Source organism: Pseudonocardia sp. Cha107L01, from assembly GCF_052566575.1.
In genome coordinates this window covers 2,237,495-2,260,579 of record NZ_CP199579.1, presented here as the reverse complement: position 1 = coordinate 2,260,579, position 23,085 = coordinate 2,237,495, and the positions used below count along the sequence as shown (strand labels likewise).

General features: G+C 71.5%; 21 protein-coding genes. 7 read left to right on the top strand and 14 right to left on the bottom strand.

The features are described 5' to 3' along the window. Window positions 1-111: 111 nt before the first annotated feature. From ACTXG6_RS10795 to ACTXG6_RS10785, 3 genes are read right to left on the bottom strand one after another with little or no spacing between them, the layout of a single operon-like run. Entirely contained in the window at window positions 112-1,278 is a 1,167-nt protein-coding gene (locus ACTXG6_RS10795; RefSeq protein WP_445187633.1) for an acyl-CoA dehydrogenase family protein, read from the bottom strand. Further along, the gene (locus ACTXG6_RS10790; RefSeq protein WP_445187632.1) at window positions 1,275-3,320 is read right to left on the bottom strand and encodes an acetyl/propionyl/methylcrotonyl-CoA carboxylase subunit alpha; all 2,046 of its coding nucleotides are present in this window, start codon (window positions 3,318-3,320) and stop codon (window positions 1,275-1,277) included. The genes ACTXG6_RS10795 and ACTXG6_RS10790 overlap by 4 nt, the downstream gene beginning before the upstream one ends. A gap of 10 nt (window positions 3,321-3,330) precedes the next feature. Continuing rightward, on the bottom strand, window positions 3,331-4,929 hold the full coding sequence (locus ACTXG6_RS10785) for a carboxyl transferase domain-containing protein (RefSeq protein WP_445187631.1): 1,599 nt from the start codon (window positions 4,927-4,929) through the stop codon (window positions 3,331-3,333). Window positions 4,930-5,013: 84 nt separating this feature from the next. Between ACTXG6_RS10785 and ACTXG6_RS10780 the strand changes: the two genes are divergently transcribed. Next, window positions 5,014-5,604, top strand: coding sequence for an SACE_7040 family transcriptional regulator (locus ACTXG6_RS10780; protein WP_445187630.1), 591 nt, complete (start codon window positions 5,014-5,016; stop codon window positions 5,602-5,604). A 49-nt stretch (window positions 5,605-5,653) separates the two neighbouring features. Here ACTXG6_RS10780 and ACTXG6_RS10775 read toward each other — a convergent pair whose 3' ends face one another. The 4 genes from ACTXG6_RS10775 to ACTXG6_RS10760 form a co-directional block, all read right to left on the bottom strand. Continuing rightward, window positions 5,654-6,817 (bottom strand): acetyl-CoA hydrolase/transferase C-terminal domain-containing protein, encoded by a 1,164-nt coding sequence (locus tag ACTXG6_RS10775; protein ID WP_445187629.1) that lies wholly within the window; start codon window positions 6,815-6,817, stop codon window positions 5,654-5,656. 25 nt (window positions 6,818-6,842) lie between these two features. After that, a complete protein-coding gene (locus ACTXG6_RS10770; protein ID WP_445187628.1) occupies window positions 6,843-7,451 on the bottom strand; it encodes a class I SAM-dependent methyltransferase in 609 nt (202 codons plus the stop codon). A gap of 18 nt (window positions 7,452-7,469) precedes the next feature. After that, window positions 7,470-9,305, bottom strand: coding sequence for a DEAD/DEAH box helicase (locus ACTXG6_RS10765; protein ID WP_445187627.1), 1,836 nt, complete (start codon window positions 9,303-9,305; stop codon window positions 7,470-7,472). Window positions 9,306-9,506: 201 nt separating this feature from the next. Next, window positions 9,507-11,099, bottom strand: a complete 1,593-nt coding sequence (locus ACTXG6_RS10760) for an acyltransferase (RefSeq protein WP_445187626.1) — start codon at window positions 11,097-11,099, stop codon at window positions 9,507-9,509. A gap of 210 nt (window positions 11,100-11,309) precedes the next feature. Between ACTXG6_RS10760 and ACTXG6_RS10755 the strand changes: the two genes are divergently transcribed. Continuing rightward, window positions 11,310-12,323 (top strand): TIGR03617 family F420-dependent LLM class oxidoreductase, encoded by a 1,014-nt coding sequence (locus ACTXG6_RS10755; protein WP_445187625.1) that lies wholly within the window; start codon window positions 11,310-11,312, stop codon window positions 12,321-12,323. A gap of 30 nt (window positions 12,324-12,353) precedes the next feature. Here ACTXG6_RS10755 and ACTXG6_RS10750 read toward each other — a convergent pair whose 3' ends face one another. Continuing rightward, the gene (locus ACTXG6_RS10750) at window positions 12,354-12,917 is read right to left on the bottom strand and encodes a TetR/AcrR family transcriptional regulator (protein WP_445187624.1); all 564 of its coding nucleotides are present in this window, start codon (window positions 12,915-12,917) and stop codon (window positions 12,354-12,356) included. A gap of 204 nt (window positions 12,918-13,121) precedes the next feature. Between ACTXG6_RS10750 and ACTXG6_RS10745 the strand changes: the two genes are divergently transcribed. Further along, the gene (locus tag ACTXG6_RS10745; RefSeq protein ID WP_445187623.1) at window positions 13,122-13,964 is read left to right on the top strand and encodes an alpha/beta fold hydrolase; all 843 of its coding nucleotides are present in this window, start codon (window positions 13,122-13,124) and stop codon (window positions 13,962-13,964) included. 57 nt (window positions 13,965-14,021) lie between these two features. Here the strand turns inward: ACTXG6_RS10745 and ACTXG6_RS10740 are convergent, their stop codons facing one another. Beyond that, window positions 14,022-15,299, bottom strand: coding sequence for an FAD-dependent oxidoreductase (locus ACTXG6_RS10740; protein ID WP_445187622.1), 1,278 nt, complete (start codon window positions 15,297-15,299; stop codon window positions 14,022-14,024). A 120-nt stretch (window positions 15,300-15,419) separates the two neighbouring features. Here ACTXG6_RS10740 and ACTXG6_RS10735 point away from each other — a divergent pair, with 120 nt between their 5' ends. Continuing rightward, a complete protein-coding gene (locus ACTXG6_RS10735) occupies window positions 15,420-16,070 on the top strand; it encodes a TetR/AcrR family transcriptional regulator (protein ID WP_445187621.1) in 651 nt (216 codons plus the stop codon). A gap of 43 nt (window positions 16,071-16,113) precedes the next feature. Further along, the gene (locus ACTXG6_RS10730) at window positions 16,114-16,962 is read left to right on the top strand and encodes a siderophore-interacting protein (RefSeq protein ID WP_445187620.1); all 849 of its coding nucleotides are present in this window, start codon (window positions 16,114-16,116) and stop codon (window positions 16,960-16,962) included. A 184-nt stretch (window positions 16,963-17,146) separates the two neighbouring features. Here the strand turns inward: ACTXG6_RS10730 and ACTXG6_RS10725 are convergent, their stop codons facing one another. The 4 genes from ACTXG6_RS10725 to ACTXG6_RS10710 all read right to left on the bottom strand — a co-directional run bounded on the left by ACTXG6_RS10725 (window position 17,147) and on the right by ACTXG6_RS10710 (window position 21,240). Then, window positions 17,147-18,532, bottom strand: a complete 1,386-nt coding sequence (locus ACTXG6_RS10725; RefSeq protein WP_445187619.1) for an MFS transporter — start codon at window positions 18,530-18,532, stop codon at window positions 17,147-17,149. Window positions 18,533-18,623: 91 nt separating this feature from the next. Then, on the bottom strand, window positions 18,624-19,781 hold the full coding sequence (locus ACTXG6_RS10720) for an LLM class flavin-dependent oxidoreductase (RefSeq protein ID WP_445187618.1): 1,158 nt from the start codon (window positions 19,779-19,781) through the stop codon (window positions 18,624-18,626). Window positions 19,782-19,926: 145 nt separating this feature from the next. Beyond that, window positions 19,927-21,042 carry a dimethylsulfone monooxygenase SfnG gene (gene sfnG, locus ACTXG6_RS10715; RefSeq protein ID WP_445187617.1) on the bottom strand — a complete coding sequence of 372 codons (1,116 nt, stop codon included), beginning with the start codon at window positions 21,040-21,042 and terminating at the stop codon, window positions 19,927-19,929. A 123-nt stretch (window positions 21,043-21,165) separates the two neighbouring features. After that, on the bottom strand, window positions 21,166-21,240 hold the full coding sequence (locus ACTXG6_RS10710; RefSeq protein WP_445189969.1) for a putative leader peptide: 75 nt from the start codon (window positions 21,238-21,240) through the stop codon (window positions 21,166-21,168). Window positions 21,241-21,398: 158 nt separating this feature from the next. Here ACTXG6_RS10710 and ACTXG6_RS10705 point away from each other — a divergent pair, with 158 nt between their 5' ends. Continuing rightward, window positions 21,399-21,833 carry an SRPBCC family protein gene (locus ACTXG6_RS10705; RefSeq protein ID WP_445187616.1) on the top strand — a complete coding sequence of 145 codons (435 nt, stop codon included), beginning with the start codon at window positions 21,399-21,401 and terminating at the stop codon, window positions 21,831-21,833. Between the two features lie 13 nt (window positions 21,834-21,846). On the opposite strand, the gene ACTXG6_RS10700 is transcribed toward ACTXG6_RS10705, so the two are convergent. Beyond that, on the bottom strand, window positions 21,847-22,767 hold the full coding sequence (locus ACTXG6_RS10700) for an LLM class flavin-dependent oxidoreductase (RefSeq protein ID WP_445187615.1): 921 nt from the start codon (window positions 22,765-22,767) through the stop codon (window positions 21,847-21,849). A 74-nt stretch (window positions 22,768-22,841) separates the two neighbouring features. Between ACTXG6_RS10700 and ACTXG6_RS10695 the strand changes: the two genes are divergently transcribed. Further along, the gene (locus ACTXG6_RS10695) at window positions 22,842-23,060 is read left to right on the top strand and encodes a LysE family transporter (RefSeq protein ID WP_445187614.1); all 219 of its coding nucleotides are present in this window, start codon (window positions 22,842-22,844) and stop codon (window positions 23,058-23,060) included. Window positions 23,061-23,085: the final 25 nt, after the last annotated feature.

Sequence of the window (23,085 nt, the reverse complement as noted above, 5' to 3'; positions counted from 1 at the left end):
TTCTGCACTCGGATACCCGTTGGTCGTTACGACTCCGGCGGACCGGACATCTCATCGGGATCGAGGGAGAAACTTTGCGCTGCGTGGGCTCTCCCGACAACCGAGCCCGGCTCAGCCGGTGGCGCCGATCTCGCGGGCGATGAGCATGCGCTGCACCTCGGAGGTGCCCTCGCCGATCTCCAGGATCTTGGCGTCCCGGTAGAACCGGCCGACCGGGAACTCGTTCATGAACCCGTAGCCGCCGAAGATCTGGGTGCCGTCGCGGGAGTTGTCCATTGCGGCGTTGGAGGCGACCAGCTTGGCGATCGCCGCCTCCTTCTTGAACGGCTCACCGCGCAGCATCTTGCTCGCCGCGTGGTAGTAGGCCAGCCGGGCGGTGTGCACCCGGGTCTCCATGTCGGCGAGCTTGAACTGCACTGCCTGGTACGTGCCGATGGTGTGCCCGAACGCCTCCCGCTCGCGGGTGTAGCGCAGGCTCTCGTCGACGCAGCCCTGGGCCAGCCCGACCGACACCGCCGCGATGGCGATCCGGCCCTCGTCCAGGATGCGCAGGAACTGCGCGTAGCCCTTGCCACGCTCGCCGAGCAGGTTCGCCGCCGGCACCCGGCAGTCGTCGAAGGACAGCTCGTGGGTGTCCGAGGCGTTCCAGCCGACCTTGGAGTACTTCGGCGCCACGCTGAACCCCGGTGTGCCGGCCGGCACGATGATCGCCGAGATCTCCTTGCGGCTGCCACTGGTGCCGGTCAGCCCGCCGGTCACACAGGTGACGGTGACCGCCGAGGTGATGTCGGTGCCGGAGTTGGTGATGAACGACTTGGAGCCGTTGATCACCCACTCGTCCCCGTCGAGCACCGCGGTGGTGCGGGTGGCGCCGGCGTCCGAGCCACCACCCGGTTCGGTCAGCCCGAAACCGGCCAGCTTCTCGCCGGCACACAGGGCGGGCAGCCACCGCTGCTTCTGCTCGTCGGTGCCGAACCGGTAGATCGGCATCGCGCCCAGGGAGACCCCGGCCTCGAGGGTGATCGCCACCGAGGAGTCGACCCTGGCCAGCTCCTCCAGCGCCAGGCACAGCGCGAAGTAGTCGCCGCCCATGCCGCCGTACTCCTCGGGGAAGGGCAGCCCGAACAGCCCCATCCGGCCCATCTGTGCGACGAGGTCGTACGGGAACTCCTCCTTCTCGTAGAACTCGCCGATCACCGGAGCGACCTGCTCGCGGGCGAATTCCTCGACCGTCTTACGCAGGTCGGAGTACTCCTCGGACAGCCTGTGATCGATCATGACTTTTCTCCCGCCGCTTCGGGTGCGGTGTCGCTCGACTGGACAGGGCTCACGGTGGCCAGGGGTTGGTCGACGGTGACCTGCTGGCCTTCGCGGACCGCCAGCGCGGAGACCACGCCGTCGGTCGGGGCCGCGATGGTGTGTTCCATCTTCATCGCCTCGATGACCAGCAACGGCTGGCCGGTGACCACGGTGTCGCCCTCGGCCACCGCGACGGCCAGCACCGTGCCCGGCATCGGGCTGCGCAGCTCGCCGCCGACCGCGCCGCCGGCACTGGTCCGGGCGGCCGCCAACCGGCCGGTCTCGGCCAGTGCCCAGCTGCGCCCCCGGCGGCCCAGCCAGCGCAGGCCGTCGGTGCCGGCGGTGTTGTAGCGCTGGGTGGCGCCCCGGTAGCTCAGCACCAGCTCGGGCCCGGCGATGCCGTTGTCCGACCGCAACGCGCAGGTCACCGGGTCGCCGCCGCCGACGGCCACCTCGGCGGCGCCCGCGCGGCCGCGCACCCGCACGTCCACCGGCTCGTGCCCGGACAGCTCGAACCGCCAGGTGCTCCATGCCGGTTCGCCGAGGCGCCAGCCGCCCGGGATGTCCCACGGGTCGACCACCGCTTCGGTGCCGCTCTCGGGTGGCTCCAGTGCCAGCACCCGCTGCAGGGCGGCCACCGCGTACACCGGTTCCGGGATCACGTCGTCGACCAGCACGTCGAGGGAGCGCTCGACCAGCCCGGTGTCCAGGTCGCCGGCGGCGACGGCCGGGTGGCGCAGCAGCGCACGCAGGAACGCCACGTTGGTCGGCACGCCGAGGATCGAGGTGTCCACCAGTGCGCCGTCCAGGCGGCGCAGCGCGGTCTCCCGGTCCGGGCCGTGCGCGATCACCTTGGCCAGCATCGGGTCGTAGGCGCCGCCGACCTCCAGATCGGGGCGCAGCGCGGAGTCCACCCGCACGCCCGGCCCGGACGGCTCCCGCAGGCTGAGCACGCGGCCGCCGGTGGGCAGGAAGCCCTTGGCGGGGTCCTCGGCGTAGATCCGGGCCTCGACCGCGTGCCCCGTCAGCACGACGTCGTCCTGGGTCAGCGACAGCTTCTCGCCGGCCGCCACCCGCAGCTGCAGCTCGACCAGGTCCAGCCCGGTGACCATCTCGGTGACCGGGTGCTCCACCTGCAGCCGGGTGTTCATCTCCATGAAGAAGTGGTTGTCCGCGTTGGATCCTTCGACGATGAACTCGACAGTCCCCGCGCCGGTGTAGCCGACCGCCCGGGCGGCCTCCACGGCGGCGGCGCCCATCGCGGCCCGCTGTGCCGGGGTGAGCAGCGGCGACGGCGCCTCCTCGATGATCTTCTGGTGCCGGCGCTGCAGGCTGCACTCCCGCTCGCCCAGGTGCAGGACGGTGCCGTGCTGATCGGCCAGCACCTGGATCTCGATGTGCCTCGGGTCGGTGACGAACCGCTCCACGAGCAGCGTGTCGTCGCCGAAGCTGCCCCGCGCCTCGCGGCGGGCACCGGTGATCGCGTCCCGCAGCTGGGCGTCAGCCTCCACCAGCCGCATGCCCTTGCCACCGCCACCGGCGGACGGTTTGAGCAGCACCGGGAAGCCGATGTCGCGGGCGATCTCCGCCAGCCGCTCGTCGGACAGGCCCGGTTCACCGCCGCCGGGGACCACCGGCACGCCGGCCGCCGAGACGGTCGCCTTGGCCCGGATCTTGTCGCCCATCGCCTCGATGGCGGCCACCGGCGGGCCGATGAAGACCAGACCGGCGGCCGCGCAGGCCCGGGCGAACTCGGCGTTCTCGGACAGGAAGCCGTAGCCGGGGTGCACGGCCTGGGCGCGGGTGCGCACGGCGGCATCGAGCACCGCGCGCACGTTCAGGTAGCTCTGGTTGGCCGGCGTCGGGCCGATGTGTACCGCGACGTCGGCCTCCGCGACGTGCCGAGCGCCGGCGTCCGCGTCGCTGAACACGGCGACCGAGCGCACCCCGAGCGAGCGCAGCGTGCGGATCACCCGCACGGCGATCTCGCCCCGGTTGGCGATCAGAACGGTGTCGAACATGCTGGTCCTCTCACATCCGGAAGACGCCGTAGCGGACCGGCTCGAGCGGCGCGTTGGCGGCCGCGCCGAGGGCCAGGCCGAGCACGGTGCGGGTATCCGCCGGGTCGATGACACCGTCGTCCCACAGCCGGGCGGTGGAGTAGTACGGGTTGCCCTGCCGCTCGTACTGGTCCCGGATGCCGGCCTTGAACTCGTCCTCCGGTACCGGGTCGCCAGGACGCCGCACCATCGCCAGCACGGTGGCGGCCTGCTCCCCACCCATCACCGAGATGCGCGCGTTCGGCCACATCCAGAGGAACCGGGGCGAGTACGCCCGCCCGCACATCGCGTAGTTGCCGGCGCCGAACGAGCCGCCGATCACCACGGTGAACTTGGGTACCCGGGCGCACGCCGTCGCGGTGACCAGCTTGGCGCCGTGCTTGGCGATGCCGCCTGCCTCGTACTCCCGACCGACCATGAAGCCGGTGATGTTCTGCAGGTACACCAGCGGGATCGAGCGCTGGTCGCACAGCTCGATGAAGTGCGCGCCCTTCATCGCCGACTCGGAGAACAGCACGCCGTTGTTGGCTACGATCCCCACCGGGTGGCCGTGGATGTGCGCGAACCCGGTGACCAGGGTCGGCCCGTACTCCGACTTGAACTCCGCGAACACGCTGCCGTCGACAACCCGGGCGATCACCTCGCGCACGTCGTAACTGGTCCGCGAGTCGGTGGGCACGGCGCCGTAGAGCTGCTTCTCGTCGACCTTCGGCGCCACCGTGGGCGTCCGATCCCAGGGCACCGGGGTGCGCGGGCCGAGCGTGGAGACGATGGACCGGACGATCTGCAGCGCGTGCGCGTCGTCGTCGGCCAGGTGGTCGGTGACGCCGGAGATACGCGAGTGCAGGTCGCCGCCGCCCAGCTCCTCGGCGGTGACCTCCTCGCCGGTGGCCGCCTTCACCAGCGGCGGGCCGCCCAGGAAGATGGTGCCCTGGTTGCGGACGATCACCGCCTGGTCGCTCATCGCGGGCACGTAGGCACCGCCGGCGGTGCAGCTGCCCAGGACCGCGGCGATCTGGGGTATCCCGCGGGAGGACATGGTCGCCTGGTTGTAGAAGATCCGGCCGAAGTGCTCACGGTCCGGGAAGACGTCGTCCTGCTCGGGCAGGAACGCGCCGCCGGAGTCGACCAGGTAGATGCACGGCAGGTGGTTGTGCAGCGCCACCTCCTGCGCGCGCAGGTGCTTCTTCACCGTCATCGGGTAGTACGTGCCGCCCTTGACGGTGGCGTCGTTCGCCACGATCACGCACTCCCGGCCGGCCACCCGCCCGACACCGGTGATGATCCCGGCGCCCGGGGCGTCGGTGCCGTCAGCGCCGTACATGCCGGACGCGGCCAGCGGGGAGAGCTCCAGGAACGGGCTGGACGGGTCGACCAGCGAGTCGACCCGGTCCCTCGGCAGCAGCTTGCCCCGGTCGGTGTGCCGGGTCCGGGCCCGCTCGGGGCCGCCGAGCCGGGCGGTGGCCAGCCGGTCGCGTAGCTCGGTGACCAGCTTCTCGTGCGACGCGGCGTTGCGCTCGAACGCCGCGCTCGCCGGGTCGACGGCGCTGGTCAACGGGGGCGCTTCCATCGTGAGTGGACTCCCTGAGGTGAGCACTGTTAGCGTTCGTTAACCACGTTAGCGGTCATTAACCTAGAGCGCTAGTCTTACCGGATGGTTGCCGGGTCGACGTCGCCGAGCACCTCCCGGAAGGAACAGATCCTCCGGGAGGCCGCCCAACTGTTCGCCCGGCACGGTTTCCACGGGGTCAGCATTGTGGAGCTCGGTGCCGCCGTGGGCATCAGCGGGCCGGCGCTCTACCGGCACTTCCCCAGCAAGGAGGCGCTGCTCGCGCGGATGCTGGTGGGGATTAGCGAGCGCCTGCTGGCCGGCGGCGCCGCGCTCGCCGAGCAGATCACCGACCCGATCGAGCTGCTCGGCGCACTGGTCGACTTCCAGCTCGACTTCTCCCTGCGCGAGCCCGAACTGATCACCGTGCAGGACCGGGACCTGGCCAACCTGCCCACCCCCGACCGCCGACAGGTGCGCGCGCTGCAACGGGCCTACGTGGAAATCTGGGTGGACGCGCTGTGCCGGCTCAGTCCCGAACTGGCCGCCGAGGCCGCCAGGGTCGCCGCGCACGGCGTGTTCGGGCTGCTCAACTCGACGCCGCACAGCGCGCCCCGCAGCGACCCGGAACGCGCCGCCGGGCTGCTGCGCAGAATGGCGATGACCGCGCTGACGGACCCGGATCTCCGCAGCTGAGCCCCGCTTACAAGACGGAACGGTCCAGTCTTATGGACCCGCTCCGGGGTCAGTTCTCCCGGACGCCCGCCTCGCCCCACAGGTCCAGCAGCGCGGCACCCCGCTCGGCCCTGCCCAGCCCGCGCAGGTCGACCGAACCGCGCTCGGTGACGACCACGTCGACGTCCTGCGACGGGGTGCTCACCGGCCGGGACAGCCGGCGGACCAGCGTCGAGCGCCCCTTGTGCGAACTGCTCACCGCGACGATGCTCAAACCGCCCACCGAGCGGGCGCCGGCCGCCGCGTAGTCGGAGTGCCCGCCGATGCCCCCGACGATCGCCGACTCGGTGCCCTCCACGTTCACCTGGCCGGCGACGTCAAGCTCGATCGCCGTGTTGAACGCGACGAAGGGCAGGCCGTTCGACAGCCGGCCGAGATCGTGGGTGACCTCCAGCGGGTGCAACAGCGGGCGGCCGTGCGCCCAGCGGTACAGCCGCTGCCCGCCGACCAGGTAGGCCGCGACCGGATCACCCAGCAGCAGGCCGCGCTCATCCAGCTCGACGACCTGCTCCGGCATCAGCCCGGAGTCGATGCGCACCGGTACCCGCAGCGCCCGCAACATCGCCGCGCCCAGCTGACCCGGACCGACCTGCAACCGTGCCCCCTCCGGGACCAGCTCGGCGGCGTGCGCACAGATCTGCTCCTGCGCCGGGCTGGGCGTGGCGAAGCTGAGCTCGCGCGGGCCGTCGTCGGTCTCACCGAGCACCGTCACCGCGTCCGCCGGCAGTGGCGGGCCGGCGTCGGCGTGCGGGCCGGTGCGGCTCACGACGGCGGCCACCGGAACCCCGGCACTGATCGCCGCCCGGAAGAAGGACACCTCGGAGGAGAACCGCAACCCGTCGCCCGTGCGGACCACGGTGGCCAACAGCAGGTCGGGGCGCAGCGGGCCGTTGAGCAGGGCGGGCACGGCGGACAGCCTGGTCGGGATCGGGGTGACGGTGCCCGCGTCCACCGCGGTGCGCAGCCCCCAGCCGGACATCACGGTGCGCGCGTCGGCGAACAGCGACACGTCGAGGCCCGGCTCGGCGACCGGCGTCCAGCCCAGCAGCAGCCGCAGGTCACCGTGCCGTTGCGCGGCCCGGTTGAGCGCGGGGTACAGCGAGCGGGGGGTGCCGGTGCCGTCCCCGACCGCGATCCGCATACCCGGTTTGATCAACTGGTCCAGGTCCGCCACGCTGCTCCCCTTCTAGCCGTGAGTTCTAGCCGCGAGCCCGGTGTACCGCAACCAGGTAGTCGCCGCCGTCAGCACACGGAGCGCCGTCCCAGGTGGCGTAGCTGGCCTCCGCGACCAACCCGGCGGCCGCGCACCAGTCGGCGTACTCGGCCGGGGTCGGCCAGCCCGGCCGCAGGGTGAACCCGGCGATCAGCCGACCGCCGCCGGCCAGCAACCCGGCACAGGCCGAGACGGCTGCCGCCCGGTGCTCGGGCGCCACGTAGGGCACCACGTTGCCGGCCAGCACCACGACGTCGAACCGCTCGGCGAGGGTGAGCCCGGCGAGGTCGGCCCGCAGCCAGTACAGCTCCGGAGCCTTCGCCCGGGCGGCGGTGATCATGTCCGGGTCGGCGTCCACGCCGAGGACACGGACGCCGCGCCGGGCCAGCTCGATGGCCACCCGCCCGGTCCCGCAACCGCCGTCCAACACCGAGGCCGGCCGGTAGGAGCAGACCAGGTCGGCCTCGCCGTGCGGGTTCACCCCGGCGGCAGCCATCCGCTGCCACCGGTCGTCGTAGCCGGACAGGTCGACCTGATCCCGCCAGCGGCTCCAGTCCGCTGGCAGGTCAGGTGACTCGGGCGGGTCGGCCGCCACTTCGGTCGGTTGTCGCGATCAGCTGGCGCGGTCCCGGCGGACGTTGGCCCGCCGCCCCTTGAGCATGGTCGAGCCACGCAGCTCGCGCAGCACCTCGTCGGCCGCCGCCTCGGGGACCTCCACCAGCGCGTGCCGCTCGTGGATCTGGATGGTGCCGATGTCGCGGCCGGACAGCTGCGACTCGTTGGCCAGCGCACCCACGATGTCCTGCGGGCGGATGCCGGCGGCCCGACCGGCGGCGACGAACAGCCGCGCGGTGCCGGCCTTCGGCGGGCGGTCGCCCGCACCGCGCTCCCGACCGGGGCCACGCTCCGGCCGGGTGCCGCGCGGCGAACGCACCGCACCGCCGCGGGAGGACAGGTTCGGGCTGATCACCGGGATCTCTTCCTCGTCCGACGGGGTGCCGGCGGCCGCCTGGGCCAGCCGGACCGCCGCCGCCGCGACAGCCAGCGGGTCGTACTCGGCGGACAGCTCGGAGATCATCGAGCGGACCTCGTCGAGGGGACGTGCGATCGGCGCCTCCGCCAACTCGTTCCCGGCCGACTCGCTGCCGGCCGAGTCGCTGCCGGCCAGCTCGATCGCGGCCAGCTCGCTCTCGACGCGCTCGGTCTCCGCACGGTCGAGCAGGGTGACCAGCTCAGCCTTGGTGCGGGCCAGCCGCGCGGAGCTCAGTGCGGCCAGCGACGGCACCGAGGCGACGGTGATCCGCTGCCCGGTGAGCCGCTCGATGGCGCTGAGCATGTACCGCTTGGACGGCGGCACCAGGGTGATCGCCACGCCTTCGCGGCCGGCCCGGCCGACCCGGCCGATCCGGTGCACGTAGGCCTCTGCGGTCTGCGGCACGTCGTGGTTGACCACGTGCGTGAGCAGGTCGATGTCCAGGCCGCGCGCCGCGACATCGGTGGCAACCAGCAGCTCGGTACGCCCGCTGCGCAGCCGCTCGACCACGCGGCCTCGGTGTTCCTGGTCCATGCCGCCGTGCAGTGCCTCGGCGCGCAGCCCACGGCCGGTCAGCGCCTCGGTGACCGCGTCGACGTCGGCCCTGGTGCGGCAGAAGACGATCGCCGAGCGGGGCCGCTCCAGCTCCAGCACCCGGCCGAGCGCCGCGGTGGTGTGCGAGCGCGGTACCAGGTACGCGTTCTGCCGGACCTGCGGTGCGGCGCCCTCGGCGACCACCTCGCGCTTGATCCGCACGGTGACCGGCTGACGCAGGTAGTTCTGCGCCAGCTTCTCGATGCGCCTCGGCATCGTCGCCGAGAACAGCACCACCTGGCGGGTGTCCGGGGTGGCGTCCAGGATCGTCTCGATGTCCTCGACGAAGCCCATGTCGAGCATCTCGTCGGCCTCGTCCAGCACGGCGACCTCGAGCTCGTCCAGCTTCAGGCCGCCGCGGTTGATCAGGTCGATGGCCCGCCCCGGGGTGGCCACCACAACGTCGACACCCCTGCGCAGGGCGCCCAGCTGCGGGCCGATCGGCGCGCCGCCGTACACCGCGAGGGTGCGTACTCCGATGCCTTCGCCGTAGCGGGCGGCGGCGGTGTTGACCTGCATGGCCAGTTCCCGGGTGGGCGCCAGTACCAGGCCGAAGATGCCCTTGCGGCCGGGCTGCTCGAGGCGCCGGTCGATCAGGCGCTGCAACATCGGCAGCATGAACGCGGCGGTCTTACCAGTTCCGGTCGCGGCCTGCCCTAACAGGTCGTGCCCCTCGAGCAGTGGGGTGATCGCCTCGGCCTGGATCGGGCTGGGCTGCTCGTATCCGAGCTCCGCGACCGTCGCCAGCAGGGCGGGGTCCAGCGGAAGGTCGGCAAAAGTTAGCGCGATAGCGTGCGGGTGTTCGGCAACATCAATGCTCACAGCGTCGGGTCTCGTCAGTTCTCTCGAAAAGCACTCTTGGGACGGTTGTCCTCAGTGCGTCAGGGCGCACATCAGGCACACCCAGTAACCATTGTCTCAGGTATCTAGCCCGACTGGTGCATTGGCCACGGTGTCGCCGAACACGTCGTCGCTCGGCGCGGTCGGGCCGGGGGTCGGGCCGGGGGTCGGGCCGGGGTCGCCCTAACCGCCGGAAACGCTCGCGACGCCCGAGGCGGAGGACGCCGACGACGCCTCCGGAGTGCCCGCGACGCCGCCCGAGCAGTCCGCGATCGCGGTCAGGTCGGCGGCGGTTGCGGGGTCGGCCGGGCAGTCGGCGGTATCGGTCGGCGGCACCGGGTCGCTGGCCTGCACGGTCTCTTCCCAGCTCGGCGTGCCGGTCTCGGCCGGCGGTGTCTGATCGCCACTGACCAGCAGCACCGCCAGCACACTGAGCGCCAGCACCGCTGTCGGCACGCTGACCAACCGAGGCATGGTCCGGGGCAGTCGCGGCTGCGGCACCCGAGCCGGGCTCAACCGGGCGCGTCCCATCAGCGGCAGGCTCAACGGGGTGCGGTGCAGCGCGCTGCAGACGGCCACCGTCCCCACCACGGTGAGCACCAGGGCGATCACCGACACCCACACCGAGGCCGCCATCAGACCGGTCCGACGCAGCACCGCGAGCACCAGGTCCAACACCATCGGGTGAGCCAGATAGACACCGAAGGACAGCTGGGCGAGGTAGCTGAACGCGTTCTTCAGGCCCGGCGCGCCGCGCTCCATGATCCAGACGGCGAGCAGGTACAGGGCGCCGAGCGCGGCCACCGACCAGAGCACCATGATCGGTTGCAGTGGGCTGCTGGCACCCAGTCCGCCCCTGGTCGGCACCTGCGCCCAGTACACCCACAGCAGCACGGCGGCGGCCGCCGGTACCGCGGCGAGCACCAGCGGGCGGTGGCTGACGACCCAGCGGTGCCACTGCTCCAGGTGCAGCCCGGCGACCGCCCCGCCGACCAGCCAGAACTGGTAGGCGGGCAGGCTGGCGTCACCGAGCACACCGCGCCAACCGTCGTCGGGCAGCAGCACCCACTGGTAGCAGGCCAGGGTGGCCAGCTGCAGCAACACCGACACGGCGAGCACCCGGCCGTGCCGGCCCTGGGTACGCCGCAGCAGCCGCAGCACCAGCGGGAAGGCCACCGCGTACTGCAGGGTGACCAGCAGGAAGTACATGTGGTAGCTGCCGTTGCCGGTGGCCACCAGGTAGAGCCAGCGCAGCGGCAGGTCGTCCAGCGTCTGGGAGAACGGCTCGGAGCCGCGGGTGTGGAAGATCGAGACCGCCAGGTACAGCGTGGTCCACCACAGGTAGGGCACACCGATCATCCGCAGCCGGCGGAGCCGGAAACCACTCTCGTCCGGCAACCGCCCGTTCGGGCCCAGCCGCGGGTAGTAGGTACGCACCAGCACGAGCGCGGAGACGAAGAAGAAGACCTCGCGGCTGTAGTGCAGCAGGAAGCTGGTCTCGCCGAGGCCGATGCTGTCCGGCGGGAACGGAGCGCCGACGGCGTGCACGGTGATGACCGAGAAGCAGCTGAGCACCCGCAGGGCGTCGATCTGGCGGACCCGCCCACCGCCTGGCTTGCGGCCGGGATCGGCGGCCGGTGCCCGGTCGGCGCCGGCGGTCGGTGCCCGGTCGGCCGGGGGAGCGGCCGGCCGATCAGCGTCGGGAGCCGACGAACCAGCCGCCGACGATGCTTCCTCGAGCACCGTGGCGGAACGCTCGGGAGAGCCGACCGACATGGTTGACAGTTCCTCCGTACGTCACACGCCGGCCATAGACCGTTGCTGTGTGCAATCAAATTTGCGGGTGACACCAGGTTGCCCTACGCGCTCTAGCAGAACCTAACCGGGGAGCTGTGTGGACGTTATGACTCGGTCGTCGACAGGGCTCAGCCGTTAAACGGTTATGGTGCGACGAACGGTTGGCAAAGCCGGATGAGCGGAGGGCCAATGAAGGTCGATTTCACCCTTGAGGGCAAACCCGGGGACTGGGACGTGGCGGCCGAGGCGGAGCGGCGCGGCTACGACGGCGGCTGGCTCAGCGAGATCAAGCACGATCCGTTCCCGGCCCTGGCGGTGGCCGCCACCCGCACCGAGCGGATGGAGCTGGGCACCGCGATCGCACTGGCCTTCGCCCGCAACCCGATGTCGCTGGCGGTCCAGGCGAACGACCTGCAGCTCTACTCCGGCGGGCGGTTCATCCTCGGCGTCGGCTCACAGATCAAGCCGCATATCACCAAGCGCTTCTCGATGCCGTGGTCCGCACCGGCCGACCGGATGCGCGAGTACCTGCTCGCGGTGCGGGCGATCTGGAACACCTGGGCCACCGGCGAGCCGCTGCGCTTCCTCGGCGAGTACTACACGCACACGCTGATGACGCCGTTCTTCAACCCCGGGCCGAACCCACACGGCAATCCGCCGATCGTGCTGGCCGGGGTCGGGCCACGGATGACCAAGGTCGCCGGCGAGGTGGCCGACGGCTTCTTCGTGCACGGCTTCACCACCGAGCGCTACCTGCGCGAGGTCACTCTGCCGACGCTGCTCGAAGGGCGCGCGGCCGCCGGCAAGGACAACCTCGACGGCTTCCAGATCAGCGGTCTGCCGTTCGTGGTGACCGGCGAGACCGACGAGCAGACCGAGGCGGCCGACACCGCGGTGCGCAAGCAGATCGCGTTCTACGGCTCCACCCCGTCGTACTGGCCGGTGTTCGAGACGCACGGCTGGACCGACCTCGGCCCCGAGCTCAACCGCCTGTCCAAGCGCGGCGAGTGGGACGAGATGGGCCGGCGGATCACCGACGAGGTGCTGCACGCCTTCGCCATCGTCGCGCCGAAGGAGAAGGTCGCCGAGCAGCTGCTGGCGCGCTACGGCGGAATCTTCACCCGGACCAGCTTCTACAGCCCGTACCCGGTGCCGGAGGGCTACTGGGAGCAGACCAAACACGACCTGCAGGCGGCCGACTAGGGAACGGGCCCGCCGCTCGGCCCGCTCGACTCAGTGCTCGTCGAGCAGTAGCCGGGGCAGGTCCGCCAGTGCCCGCCGGAACGCGGCCGGGTCGCCGAACAGCCGCCCGAACACCAGCCCGCCCTCGATGTGCACGAACGCGTCCTCGGCACTTGCGCGGGCGCTCTCCTCAGGGCGCCCGGCCCGGACCGCGGCGGCCGCCATCGCGTCGATCCACACCCTGGCCACGCCGGCCGCCCTGGCCCGCACGGCGTCCGGGGTACCGGCCAGCGTCAGTGTGTCGAGCACGCAGGGCAGCAGTCCGCCGCCGTAGAACCCGCCGATCCGCCGCGCCGTCTCAGTGACCCCGGCGGTGACGTCCGCCTCGGTGCGCATGGGTTCCAGCACGTCGTCGAACAGCACCTCGACGCGGTCCAGCACAGCCTCGGCCATCTGCGCCTTGCCCTGGGGGAACCGGTGGTAGAGGCTCGCCCGGCGCAGCTGGGCCGCCTCGGCGAGCGCACCGAGTGAGGCCCCCTCGAAACCGGCCATGCGGAACACCTCGGCGAGCCGGGCCAGCAGCTCGTCGTCGTGCACTGATTGTGGGCGGGGCATCCCCCCACTATTACCGAACGAACGGTAAACAAGCAAGAACGCAATCGGTGAACCATGCCACATTGCTTTACCGATCGTTCGGTAATAACGTCGTGTCATCAGCCCGGCAGCAGGACCGGGAGCCAGGTTCGAGTCGAGAATGGGCGTTCTCCTCCCCCGGGAACGTCTCCGCAGTTCGGAACCACCGATCCGAGAGGGCATGTCATGCCGTACATCACCGTTGGCCAGGAGAACACCGCCGAGATCAAGCTGCACTACACCGACCGCGGCGCCGGGCAACCGGTCGTACTGATCCACGGCTACCCGTTGTCCGGGGCCTCCTGGGAGAAGCAGGAGCAGGCCCTGCTGGACGCCGGCTACCGCGTCATCACCTATGACCGGCGCGGCTTCGGCCAGTCCAGCCAGCCGAGTGTCGGCTACGACTACGACACCTTCGCCGACGACCTGGACAAGGTGCTGACCACGCTCGACCTGACCGACGTCGTACTGGTCGGCTTCTCCATGGGCACCGGCGAGGTCGGCCACTACATCGGCCGGCACGGCGCGTCCCGGGTGGCCAAGGCGGCCTTCCTGGCCTCGCTGGAGCCGTTCCTGCTCAAGACCGACGACAACCCGACCGGCGTCGACGCCAGCGTCTTCGACGGTATCCAGGCCACTGCCAAGGCCGACCGCTACGCCTGGTTCGGCGCGTTCTACAACGACTTCTACAACCTCGACGAGAACCTGGGTTCGCGGATCAGCGACGAGGTCGTGCGCGCCAGCTTCGCGGTGGCCTCCAGCGCCGGCGCGAAGGCCTCCTGGGCCGTGGTGCCCAGCTGGTTGACCGACTTCCGCGCCGACCTGCCCAAGATCGACGAGAGTGGCATCCCCGTCCTGATCGTGCACGGCACGCACGACCGCATCCTGCCGATCGACGCCACCGGCCGGGAGTTCACCAAGCGGCTGCCGAACGCCCGGTACGTCGAGATCGAGGGCGCCCCGCACGGGTTCCTCTGGACGCACGCCGACGAGATCTCCGACCTGCTCGTCAAGTTCCTCGCCGAATAGTCTCCACCCCGTGAGTGGCGAGTTGGGTGATAGCCCAACTCGCCACTCACGGCTCTCTCACGTCCCGTGGCCGGCGAACATGGCGCGCTTGAGCGGCGGAACCGCTTGCGCCACCCGCAGCACCGTGCGGAACGCGAGCCGAGGCAGCCGGGCGTCGGACGCGGCCCGCTCGGCGTTGCTCAGCGACACCCCGATCGCCCGATTCGCATAACCGCGCATCTCCTGCTCGTAGCCGGCCACCGCGTCGAGCAGAGCACGGCGCCCGGCGGCCACCTCGATCAGCGCGCGCCGCAGCACCCCGGCGTCGCGCAGCGCGGTGTTCGCCCCGATGCCGGCCATCGGCGTCATGTTGTGGATGGCGTCGCCGAGCAGCGTCACCGAGCTCGCCGGCCAGGGGTGCAGGGGCGGCATGCTGCGCAGCGGCACCGGTGCCACCGTGCCCGGGTCGCACCGCTCGACCAGGGTGCGCAGCGCGGGCGCCCAGCCACCCAGCCGGGCCGCCACCAGGTCCCGCAACGCCGAGGGTTCCCACCGCTCGACATCGGCCGGGAAGCTGCTCCTGGCCGCCGCGTACGCCCACAGCACGTAGTCCTCGGCGTCGATTCCGTCGACTCCGTCGATCCCGTCGATCCCGTCCGACGGCGGTTCCGGCGCCCGCTCCGGCGACCGCCACGCGGAGACGAACATCGCGTCGGAGCGGGGCGTCAGCACGTACCCCGAACCATGGGTCAGCTCGCCGGGCAGCCGGGCGGCCGCCTCGGCGGACAGCGGGTAGCGGCCGGCCACGTTGAACACACCGGTGTCCAGCCTGGACAGCTCGGGCAGGTACTGCCCACGCACGCGGGAGTTGCTTCCGTCAGCGCCGATCAGCAGGTCGGCGTCGGCGGAGCCGCCGTCCGCGAAGTGCGCCCTCGTACGGCCGCCGGCGATGCGCTCGTAGCCGATGAACTCCCTGCCGTGCCGCACGACGCCGTCCAGGCCGTCCAGCAGTACCTCGCGCAGCCGGATGCGACTGACCGAGCGGTGCCGCAACACGGGCTCGCCCTGGCCGCGGCGCTCCTCCCCCAGCACGGCGAGGGTGCCCAGCCGCTGGTCGTAGAACCGGAACAAGCTCCCGGCATCCCCGGCGGTGGCGTCGAACCTCGCCCACCCTCGCTCCGGCAGGCAGTCGTGCAGGGCGCGGCAGCCATCCGGGTTGAGGTGGATCCGGTAGCCCTGCAGCCAGTCCGCGCCCGCCGCGGTGCGTTCGTACACCGCCACGTCGATGCCGGCCTCGCGCAGCCCGTGCGCCAGGCAGAGCCCGCCGATCCCGCCGCCGATGATCAGTACCCGCATGACCTGCTCCTCCGCCGCCGTCGCGGACAACTATCAACTGAATGGATGACATTGTCAATCAACCAAATGACAAGTCACGCCGGCAGTTGAAACCGCTGATCGACGCTAAGATCAGCGGCCGTGCCAGCCAGCAAGCGCCCGCGCAGGGCACCGACCGACCCGCAGCGGCGCCGAGACCCGGAGCGCACCAGGGAGCGCATCCTGGAAGCGGCCGTCGGTGAGTTCGGGGAGCGCGGCTACTCCGGCGCGCGGGTCAGCCGGATCGCCGCGTCCGCCGGCGTGAACGCCCAGTTGATCTCCTACTACTTCGACGGCAAGGCCGGGCTCTACCAGGCACTGGTCAGCCGCTGGCGGGGCGTCACGTCCGCCATCACCCAGCCCGGGCGGCCGATGGACGAGATCGCGGCCGGCTTCGTCCGGGCGGGTAGCCGCAACCGTTCCTTCGCCCGACTGCTGGCCTGGGAGTCACTCGGCGACGTCCCCGCGCCCGGCGAGCACCCGGAGGTCGACGAGCAGGAGCAGCGGCAGGCCGACTTCCTCCGGCGCAACGTCGAGGACCTGCGTCAACGACAGGCGGCCGGCGAGTTCGCCGCCGACCTGGACCCGGGGCACCTGCTCCTCGCGCTCTTCGCGATGGCCAGCGCGCCGACCATGCTGCCGCAGATCGTGCGACGCATCCTGGACACCGACCCGGATTCGCCGGAGTTCCGCGAGGCATACGCTGAACAGGTCGCGCGACTGGTGCGCCACCTCATGCATGACCAAGGGTAGGCTTACTTTACCCCATGTACGAAACGTATGAACGGAGCACCACATGGCGGAACGACCGGCCAGGAAAGCGCCCCGTACCACCAAGCTTGTGGTGCGGCGGACCGAATGGGCCACTCCGCACCTGATTCGAATTGTCGCCGCCCCGGTGGAAGCGGCCGACATCGACCGCTTCGCGGAGAGCCCGCACACCGATGCCTACGTCAAGGTCGTGTTCCGCCAGCCCGGGGTGACCTACCCGGAGCCGTTCGACATGGCGGCCGCGCGGGCCGAGCTGCCCCGCGACCAGTGGCCGACGCTGCGCACGTACACCGTGCGTGAGGTCGACCGGGAGGCTGGCGAGATCGTCATCGACTTCGTCTACCACGGCGACAACGGGCTGGCCGGGCCCTGGGCGGCGAGTGCCGAGCCGGGTACCGAGCTGCTGGTGGCCGGCCCCGGCGGGGCATACGCGCCCGACCCGGCCGCCGGCTGGCACCTGCTGGTCGGTGACGAGTCCGCCCTGCCGGCCATCGCGGCGGCGCTGGCCCAGATCCCGGCCGGCGTCCCGGTCCACGTGCTGGTCGAGGTGGACGACGCCGCCGAGGAACAGAAGCTGAGCAGCCCCGGCGAGCTGAACCTGCAGTGGGTGCACCGGGCCACGGCCGGCGACACCGGCCTGGCCGACGCGGTGCGCGCGCTGGAGTTCCCGGCCGGGCAGGTGCACGCGTTCGTGCACGGCGAGGCCAGCGAGGTCAAAGAACTGCGCCGGCACCTGCTGGACGAGCGCGGGCTGACCATCGACCAGCTGTCCATCTCCGGCTACTGGCGCCGCGGCTTCGACGACGAGAGCTTCCGCGCGGCCAAGCAGGCCGAGGCACAGGCCGCGATAGCCCGAGCCCCCCAGCGAGCCTGACCCAGGCCCCCGCCCCCCGCCCCCCCCCCGCCACCGCGGCTCGCACAGACCCACCGCGGCCGGCACAGACGCTGCAGGGTCTGTGCGGCCCACGGCAGGTCTGTGCCGGCGGCAACAGCGGCACCCCGGCGGCGGTCAGCGGTGCCGGCGGCGGTCAGCGGTGCCAGCGGCGCCCCGGCGGCGGTCAGTTGGCCGGGGCGGCCTCGGGCACGTCGGCGGACGGCTCGGCGGTGACGTCGGCGGGTGCCTCGGCGGACGGCTCGGCCGGCAGCCAGCGGCCCATCGCCCACACCGCGAACAGGCTGATCGCCGCCACCACCGTGAGGTAACCACCGGCGGCCCACGGCGAGCCGCCGCCGAGGGCAAGCAGCGCGGTGAGGAACACCGGCGTCAGGCCGGACGCCCACACCCCGGAGCCCTGGAACACCAGCGACATGCCCGTGTAGCGCACCCCGGTATCGAACAGCTCGGCGAACAGGGTCGCCTCCGACCCGGTCATCAGCGCGTAGCAGACACCGAGCTGGAAGATCAGGACCGTGGCCGCCAGCCAGGTCGAGCCGGAGTGCAGCGCGAAGAACGAGGGCAGCACGGACACCCCGAACAGGGCCACCCCGGTGCCGAACACCCGCCGCCGCCCGTACCTGTCGGCCAGCCAGCCGGCCACCGGGACCAGGGCGGCCATCAGCAGCGCACCGACGGTCACCGCCAGCAGCACGTCCACCCTGCTCAGGTGCACGGTCGCGGTGGTGTAGCTGATCGCGAACACGCCCCAGGTGTTGAACGAGGCACCTTCGGCCCACCGGGCGAGCATGCCCAGCCCGAGGCCACGCCGGTGCCGACTGGTGCGGAACACCTCGACCACCGGCACCTTGGCCAGCTCACCGCGCGACTCCAGCCGGCGGAACTCCGGTGTCTCCAGCACCCGCAACCGGATCACCAGCCCGATGGCGACCAGCAGCACGCTCGCCACGAACGCGATGCGCCAGCCGTAGGACTGGAACGACTCCTTGCTCATCGCCTCGCCGAGCAGCGCGAACACCCCGGTACCCAGTGCCAGCCCGAGCCCGAGCCCGATCTGCGGCACGCTGCCGAACCGGCCGATCCGCCCCGGCGGCGCGTTCTCGGTGGCCAGCAGCACCGCGCCGCCCCACTCCCCGCCGACCGCAAGCCCCTGCAGGATGCGCAGCAGGACGAGCAGTACCGGCGCGGCGATCCCGATGGTGGCGACCCCGGGCAGCAGCCCGATCAGCGCGGTCGCCGCGCCCATCAGCACCATGGTCGCCACCAGCGTGCGCTTGCGGCCGAGCCGGTCGCCGATGTGCCCGAACAGCACGCCGCCGATCGGGCGGGCCACGAAGCCGACCGCGAAGGTGCCGAACGCCAGCAGCGTGCCGACCACCTCGTCGTGCGCCGGGAAGAACAGCTTCGGGAACACCAGGCTGGCGGCGGTGGCGTAGAGGAAGAAGTCGTACCACTCGACGGTGGTACCGACCAGGCTGGCCAGCAGGATGGTCCGGTTGGACGCCGGCACGGGCTGCCCGGCCGGTACCCGCTCCGCGGTGGTCGTCATTGCGTGTTTCCCCTGCTCACGGGCCGTGAGTGGCGAGTGGTCCCAGGGGACCACTCGCCACTCACAAGCACTTGGTCGGACGTCACGGCGGTTACCTCGGCCGCGCGAACGGAACGGCCGCCGTCACCGCGCCGGCGTGGGCGATGGAGCCGGCCGGCGGCTCCCACAGACCGCGCGCGCGCAGCACCGGCAGCACACCCTCGCCGACCCACCACGCCTCCTCCAGGTGCGGGTGGCCGGACAGGATGAACTCGTCGATGCCCAGCGCGTGGTACTCCGCGATCCGGTCGGCGACCTCCGTGTGACTGCCGACCAGCGCGGTGCCGGCGCCGCCCCGGACCAGGCCGATGCCCGCCCACAGGTTCGGCGACACCTCGAGCCGGTCGACGGAGCCGCCGTGCAGCTCGCGCATCCGCCGCTGGCCGACCGACTCGCTCCGAGACAACCCATCCTGCACGGCGGCGATGGCGGCCGGGTCGAGTGCGTCGAGCAGTCGCTGCGCCTCCGCCCAGGCTTCCGCCGAGGTGTCCCGAGTTATTACGTGCAGCCGGATGCCGAAACGGATCTCCCGGCCCCGGTCGGCGGCGAGCTTGCGCACCCAGGCGATCTTCTCGGCGACCTGGTCGGGCGGCTCACCCCAGGTCAGGTACACATCGGCATGCTCGGCGGCCACGTCACCCGCGGCCGGCGACGACCCGCCGAAGTAGATCGGCGGCACCGGATCCGGCACCCGCTCCAGCTCCGCGCCCTCGACCCGGAGGTGCGTGCCGGTGAAGTCCACCCGCTCGCCGCGCCACAGCGCCCGCACCACATGCAGGAACTCCGAGCCCCGGGCGTAGCGCTCGTCCTTGGACAGGAAGTCGCCGTAGCCGCGCTGCTCGGTCGGCTCACCGCCGGTGACGATGTTGAGCAGCAGCCGCCCCGGCGAGTGCCGCTGGTAGGTGGCGGCCATCTGGGCGGCCAGCGTCGGCGTGAGCATGCCCGGCCGGAACGCGACCAGGAACTTCAGCCGCTCGGTCTGCTGGGACAGCATCGCCGTGGTCAGCCACGCGTCCTCGCACCACATGCCGGTGGGCGTGAGGGCGGCCTCAAAACCGAGCTGCTCGGCGGCGCGCGCCACCTGCGTCAGGTACCCCAGGGTGGCCGGCCGCACCCCACCGGCCGAACCCACCGGCACCCCGTGCCCACCGCCGACCAACTGCCGCCCGTCACCGTAGGTCGGCAGGAACCAGTGCGCCCTAATGCTCATCTCTCAACTTCTCCGCGAGTCGGGGTTTTCGTCAGGGTGAGTCGGGATATCGGTCCGGAGGACAATCCTGACGAAGTAGGTCCGGAATATCGGGAACTCGGTCAGGCCCGGGCCGCGGCACAAGACCGGGGCTCGGACCCAGCCGTCAGACGGAGACCGGCTCGCGCGCCGGCAGGTCGGCCTCCAGCTCGCGCACGATCGGCAGCACGCGGCGGCCGAAGTACTCGACCTCCTCGTGGTAGTGCAGGAACCCGGCCAGGATCAGGTCGACACCGAGTGCCTTGTACTTCACGATCCGCTCGGCGATCTGCTCCGGCGTACCGATGAGCTGGGTGCGGAAGCCGTCGTTGTACTGGACCAGGTCCTCGAAGGAGGAGTCCGCCCACATGCCCTTGCCGTCCGAGGAGGACTTGCCGGCCTGGGTGACGGCGTCCCGGAAGCCCTCCACCGACGGCTTGTGCGCCTTGGCGATGACCTCCCGCAGCGTCTCCCGGGCCTCCTTCTCGGTGTCCCGGGCGATGATGAAGCCGTTCAGCCCGAAGTTGACCGACCGGCCGTTCTCGGCGGCGGAGGCGTTGACGTCGTGCAGCTGCTCGGCCGCCCCGTCGTAGTCCTTGCCGTTGCTGAAGTACCAGTCCGAGACCCGGCCGGCCATCCGCCGGGCCGCCGTGGAGTTGCCGCCCTGGAAGATCTCCGGGTTCGGCCGCTCCGGGGTGTTCAGCGGCTTCGGCTTCAACGTGAAGTCGCGGATTCGATAGAAGTCACCGGCGAGGTTGAACTCGTCCTCGGTCCAGATGCCGCGCAGCGCCCGGATGAACTCCTCGGAGCGGCGGTAGCGCTCGTCGTGCTCCAGCCAGTGCTCGCCCAGCGCGGTGAACTCGCCCTTGAACCAGCCGCTGACCACGTTCACCGCGAACCGCCCCTTGGACAGGTGGTCCGAGGTGGCGCCCAGCTTGGCCAGCACGCCCGGGTGCCACAACCCCGGGTGCACGGCGGCGATCACCTTAAGCCGCTCGGTGGCGAGCAGCAGCGCGAGACTGAAACTGGTCGACTCGTGCTGGTACTCGGCGCCGTAGCTGGCCATGTAGCGGACCTGGCTCAGCGCGTACTCGAAACCGTTTTCGGCGAGCACAGCGAGCTCGCGGTTGTAATCGTAACCCCAGTCCGTGCGTTGCTCGATGGTGCTGGTGACCAGGCCGCCGCTGACGTTCGGCACCCAGTAGGCGAACTTGATCGGGTCGGTACTCGGCTGTGCTGACATGAAGTCTCGGAACCCCCGGTTCGGGTTGTCGGGCAGTTGTCTCTGGGCAGGCGGAACACGCGATCACGCGGTGAGTTCGTCGCGGGCGCGGGAAGGTCCGCACCGGCCGCCGAGCGACGAGCGTTAGATACGACAGGCCTGCGAGCTGACCCGGGCGAGGTCCACATGACGCCGCCGGGTGAGAAACTGCGGACACATAGCCTCAAATCCACCAGATCGGTGGAGAAGTGTCAACGCGAGGGTGATACGTCACACCGCTCCGTAAGGATCGGGCCGGCCGGCGGTGTGTGCTGAAAGTCCCGACACAGTGTGCTGACAGCCCCGACTCGCGTTGCGATACATGTACCATTTGGTACATGTATGTCGAGGTCGCCACCGAGATCGACGTGCCCGCCGAGCGGGTGTGGGCCGTGTTGGCCGACGTCGAGCGCTGGCCGGACTGGACCCCGACGATGACCAGCGTCCGGCTGCTGACCGCTGGTCCCCTCGGCCCGGGCAGCTCCGCCGAGATCCGCCAGCCGAAGCTGCCGAAGGCCGTCTGGACGGTGACCGGGTTCGAACCGGGCCGCCGGTTCGAGTGGGCCGCCGGTGGTCCCGGCGTGACCACCCGGGGTGACCACCGGGTGGAACCGCTCGACGGCGGCCGCTGCCGGGTCACCCTGGTGATCGAGTCCACCGGCCCGCTGGCCGGCCCGCTCACCCTGTTGCTCGGCCCGCTCACCCGCCGCTACGTGTCGACGGAGGGCCGGAGCCTCAAGCAGTACTGCGAGACCGCCAGCCGCACGCCCTGACGGCACCGGGGGGTCAGGACCATCCGCGCACCTCCGGCAGCACCTCGGCGGCGAACAGCTCCAGCATCGCGGTCCGCTGTGCCGGTGAGCCGGCCGCCGCGCTGAACACCAACTGCTCCGCGCCGGCGTCGTGGTACTCACGCAGCCGGGCCAGCACCCGCGCCGGGTCGCCGTGCAGCAGGTAGCGGTCCGCGAGCGGGGTGAAGTCCTGTTGGTACACCTCGCTGACCACGTCGATCGCACTCTGTCTCGCCCGGTCGGCGGAGCTGTCCACCGCTCCCCAGCAGTACACCGCGCCGCGCACCGAACCGTCCGCGCGGCCGTGCTCGACGGCCGAGGCGTTCACCTCCGCCAGTGACTTGGCCAGCTGTTCCGGGCTGTACATGTAGGGCAGCCACACGTCGGCGAACCGGCCGGCCCGGCGGATCGCGGCCGGCTTGCGCCCACCCAGCCACACCGGCGGACCCGGCCGCTGCACGGCGGGCGGCTGCAACGCCAGCCCCGGGATCTCCGCGAACCGGCCGTGGTGGGTGACCGTCTCACCGGCCAGCAGCGGACCCAGCACGGCCAGCGCCTCATCGGTCCGCGCGCCCCGCCGCGTCACTTCGACGCCGGCCGCGACGAACTCCGGCGGGAACTCCCCGCCGACGCCGACACCCAGGTCGAACCGCCCGCCGGAGACCTGGTCCAGGCTCGCCACCAGCTTCGCCAGGACCGCCAGCGGGTACACCGGCACGATGGTCAGCGCGCTGAGCAGCCGGATCCGCTCGGTGGCACCGGCGGCGGCCGCCAGCGAGACGAAGCTGTTCGCCGTCGGGCCGTGGAAGAACAGGTGCTCGCCCACCGCGACCTGGTCGAACCCGACCTGCTCCGCCCACCGGGCCTCGCCTGCGACGCCGGGCTGATCCGGACCCAACGTGATGCCGACCCGCATGCGCTCTCCCGGTCTCCTCGCTGAACAGCTGTCGCCGCGCAGCCATCCTCGGGCCTGCGCCGGCCGGGTGCCAGTTGGCCTACCTCGCCGCCGCGACCGCCGGCCTCGCCGCGATCTTCACCGCGGTACCGGCGGCGTACGCCGCACTGAAGATCGCCGGTGCGCTCTACCTGCTGTACCTGGCCTGGCAGGCGCTGCGCCCCGGCGGCACCCCGGTGTTCGCGCCGCGGCCCCTGCCACCCGACCGTGCTGTCCGCGGCCACGCTGTCCCGGGTGCTGGGTCACCGAGGTGACCGGGCCAGCGCGTACGGAGTCAGC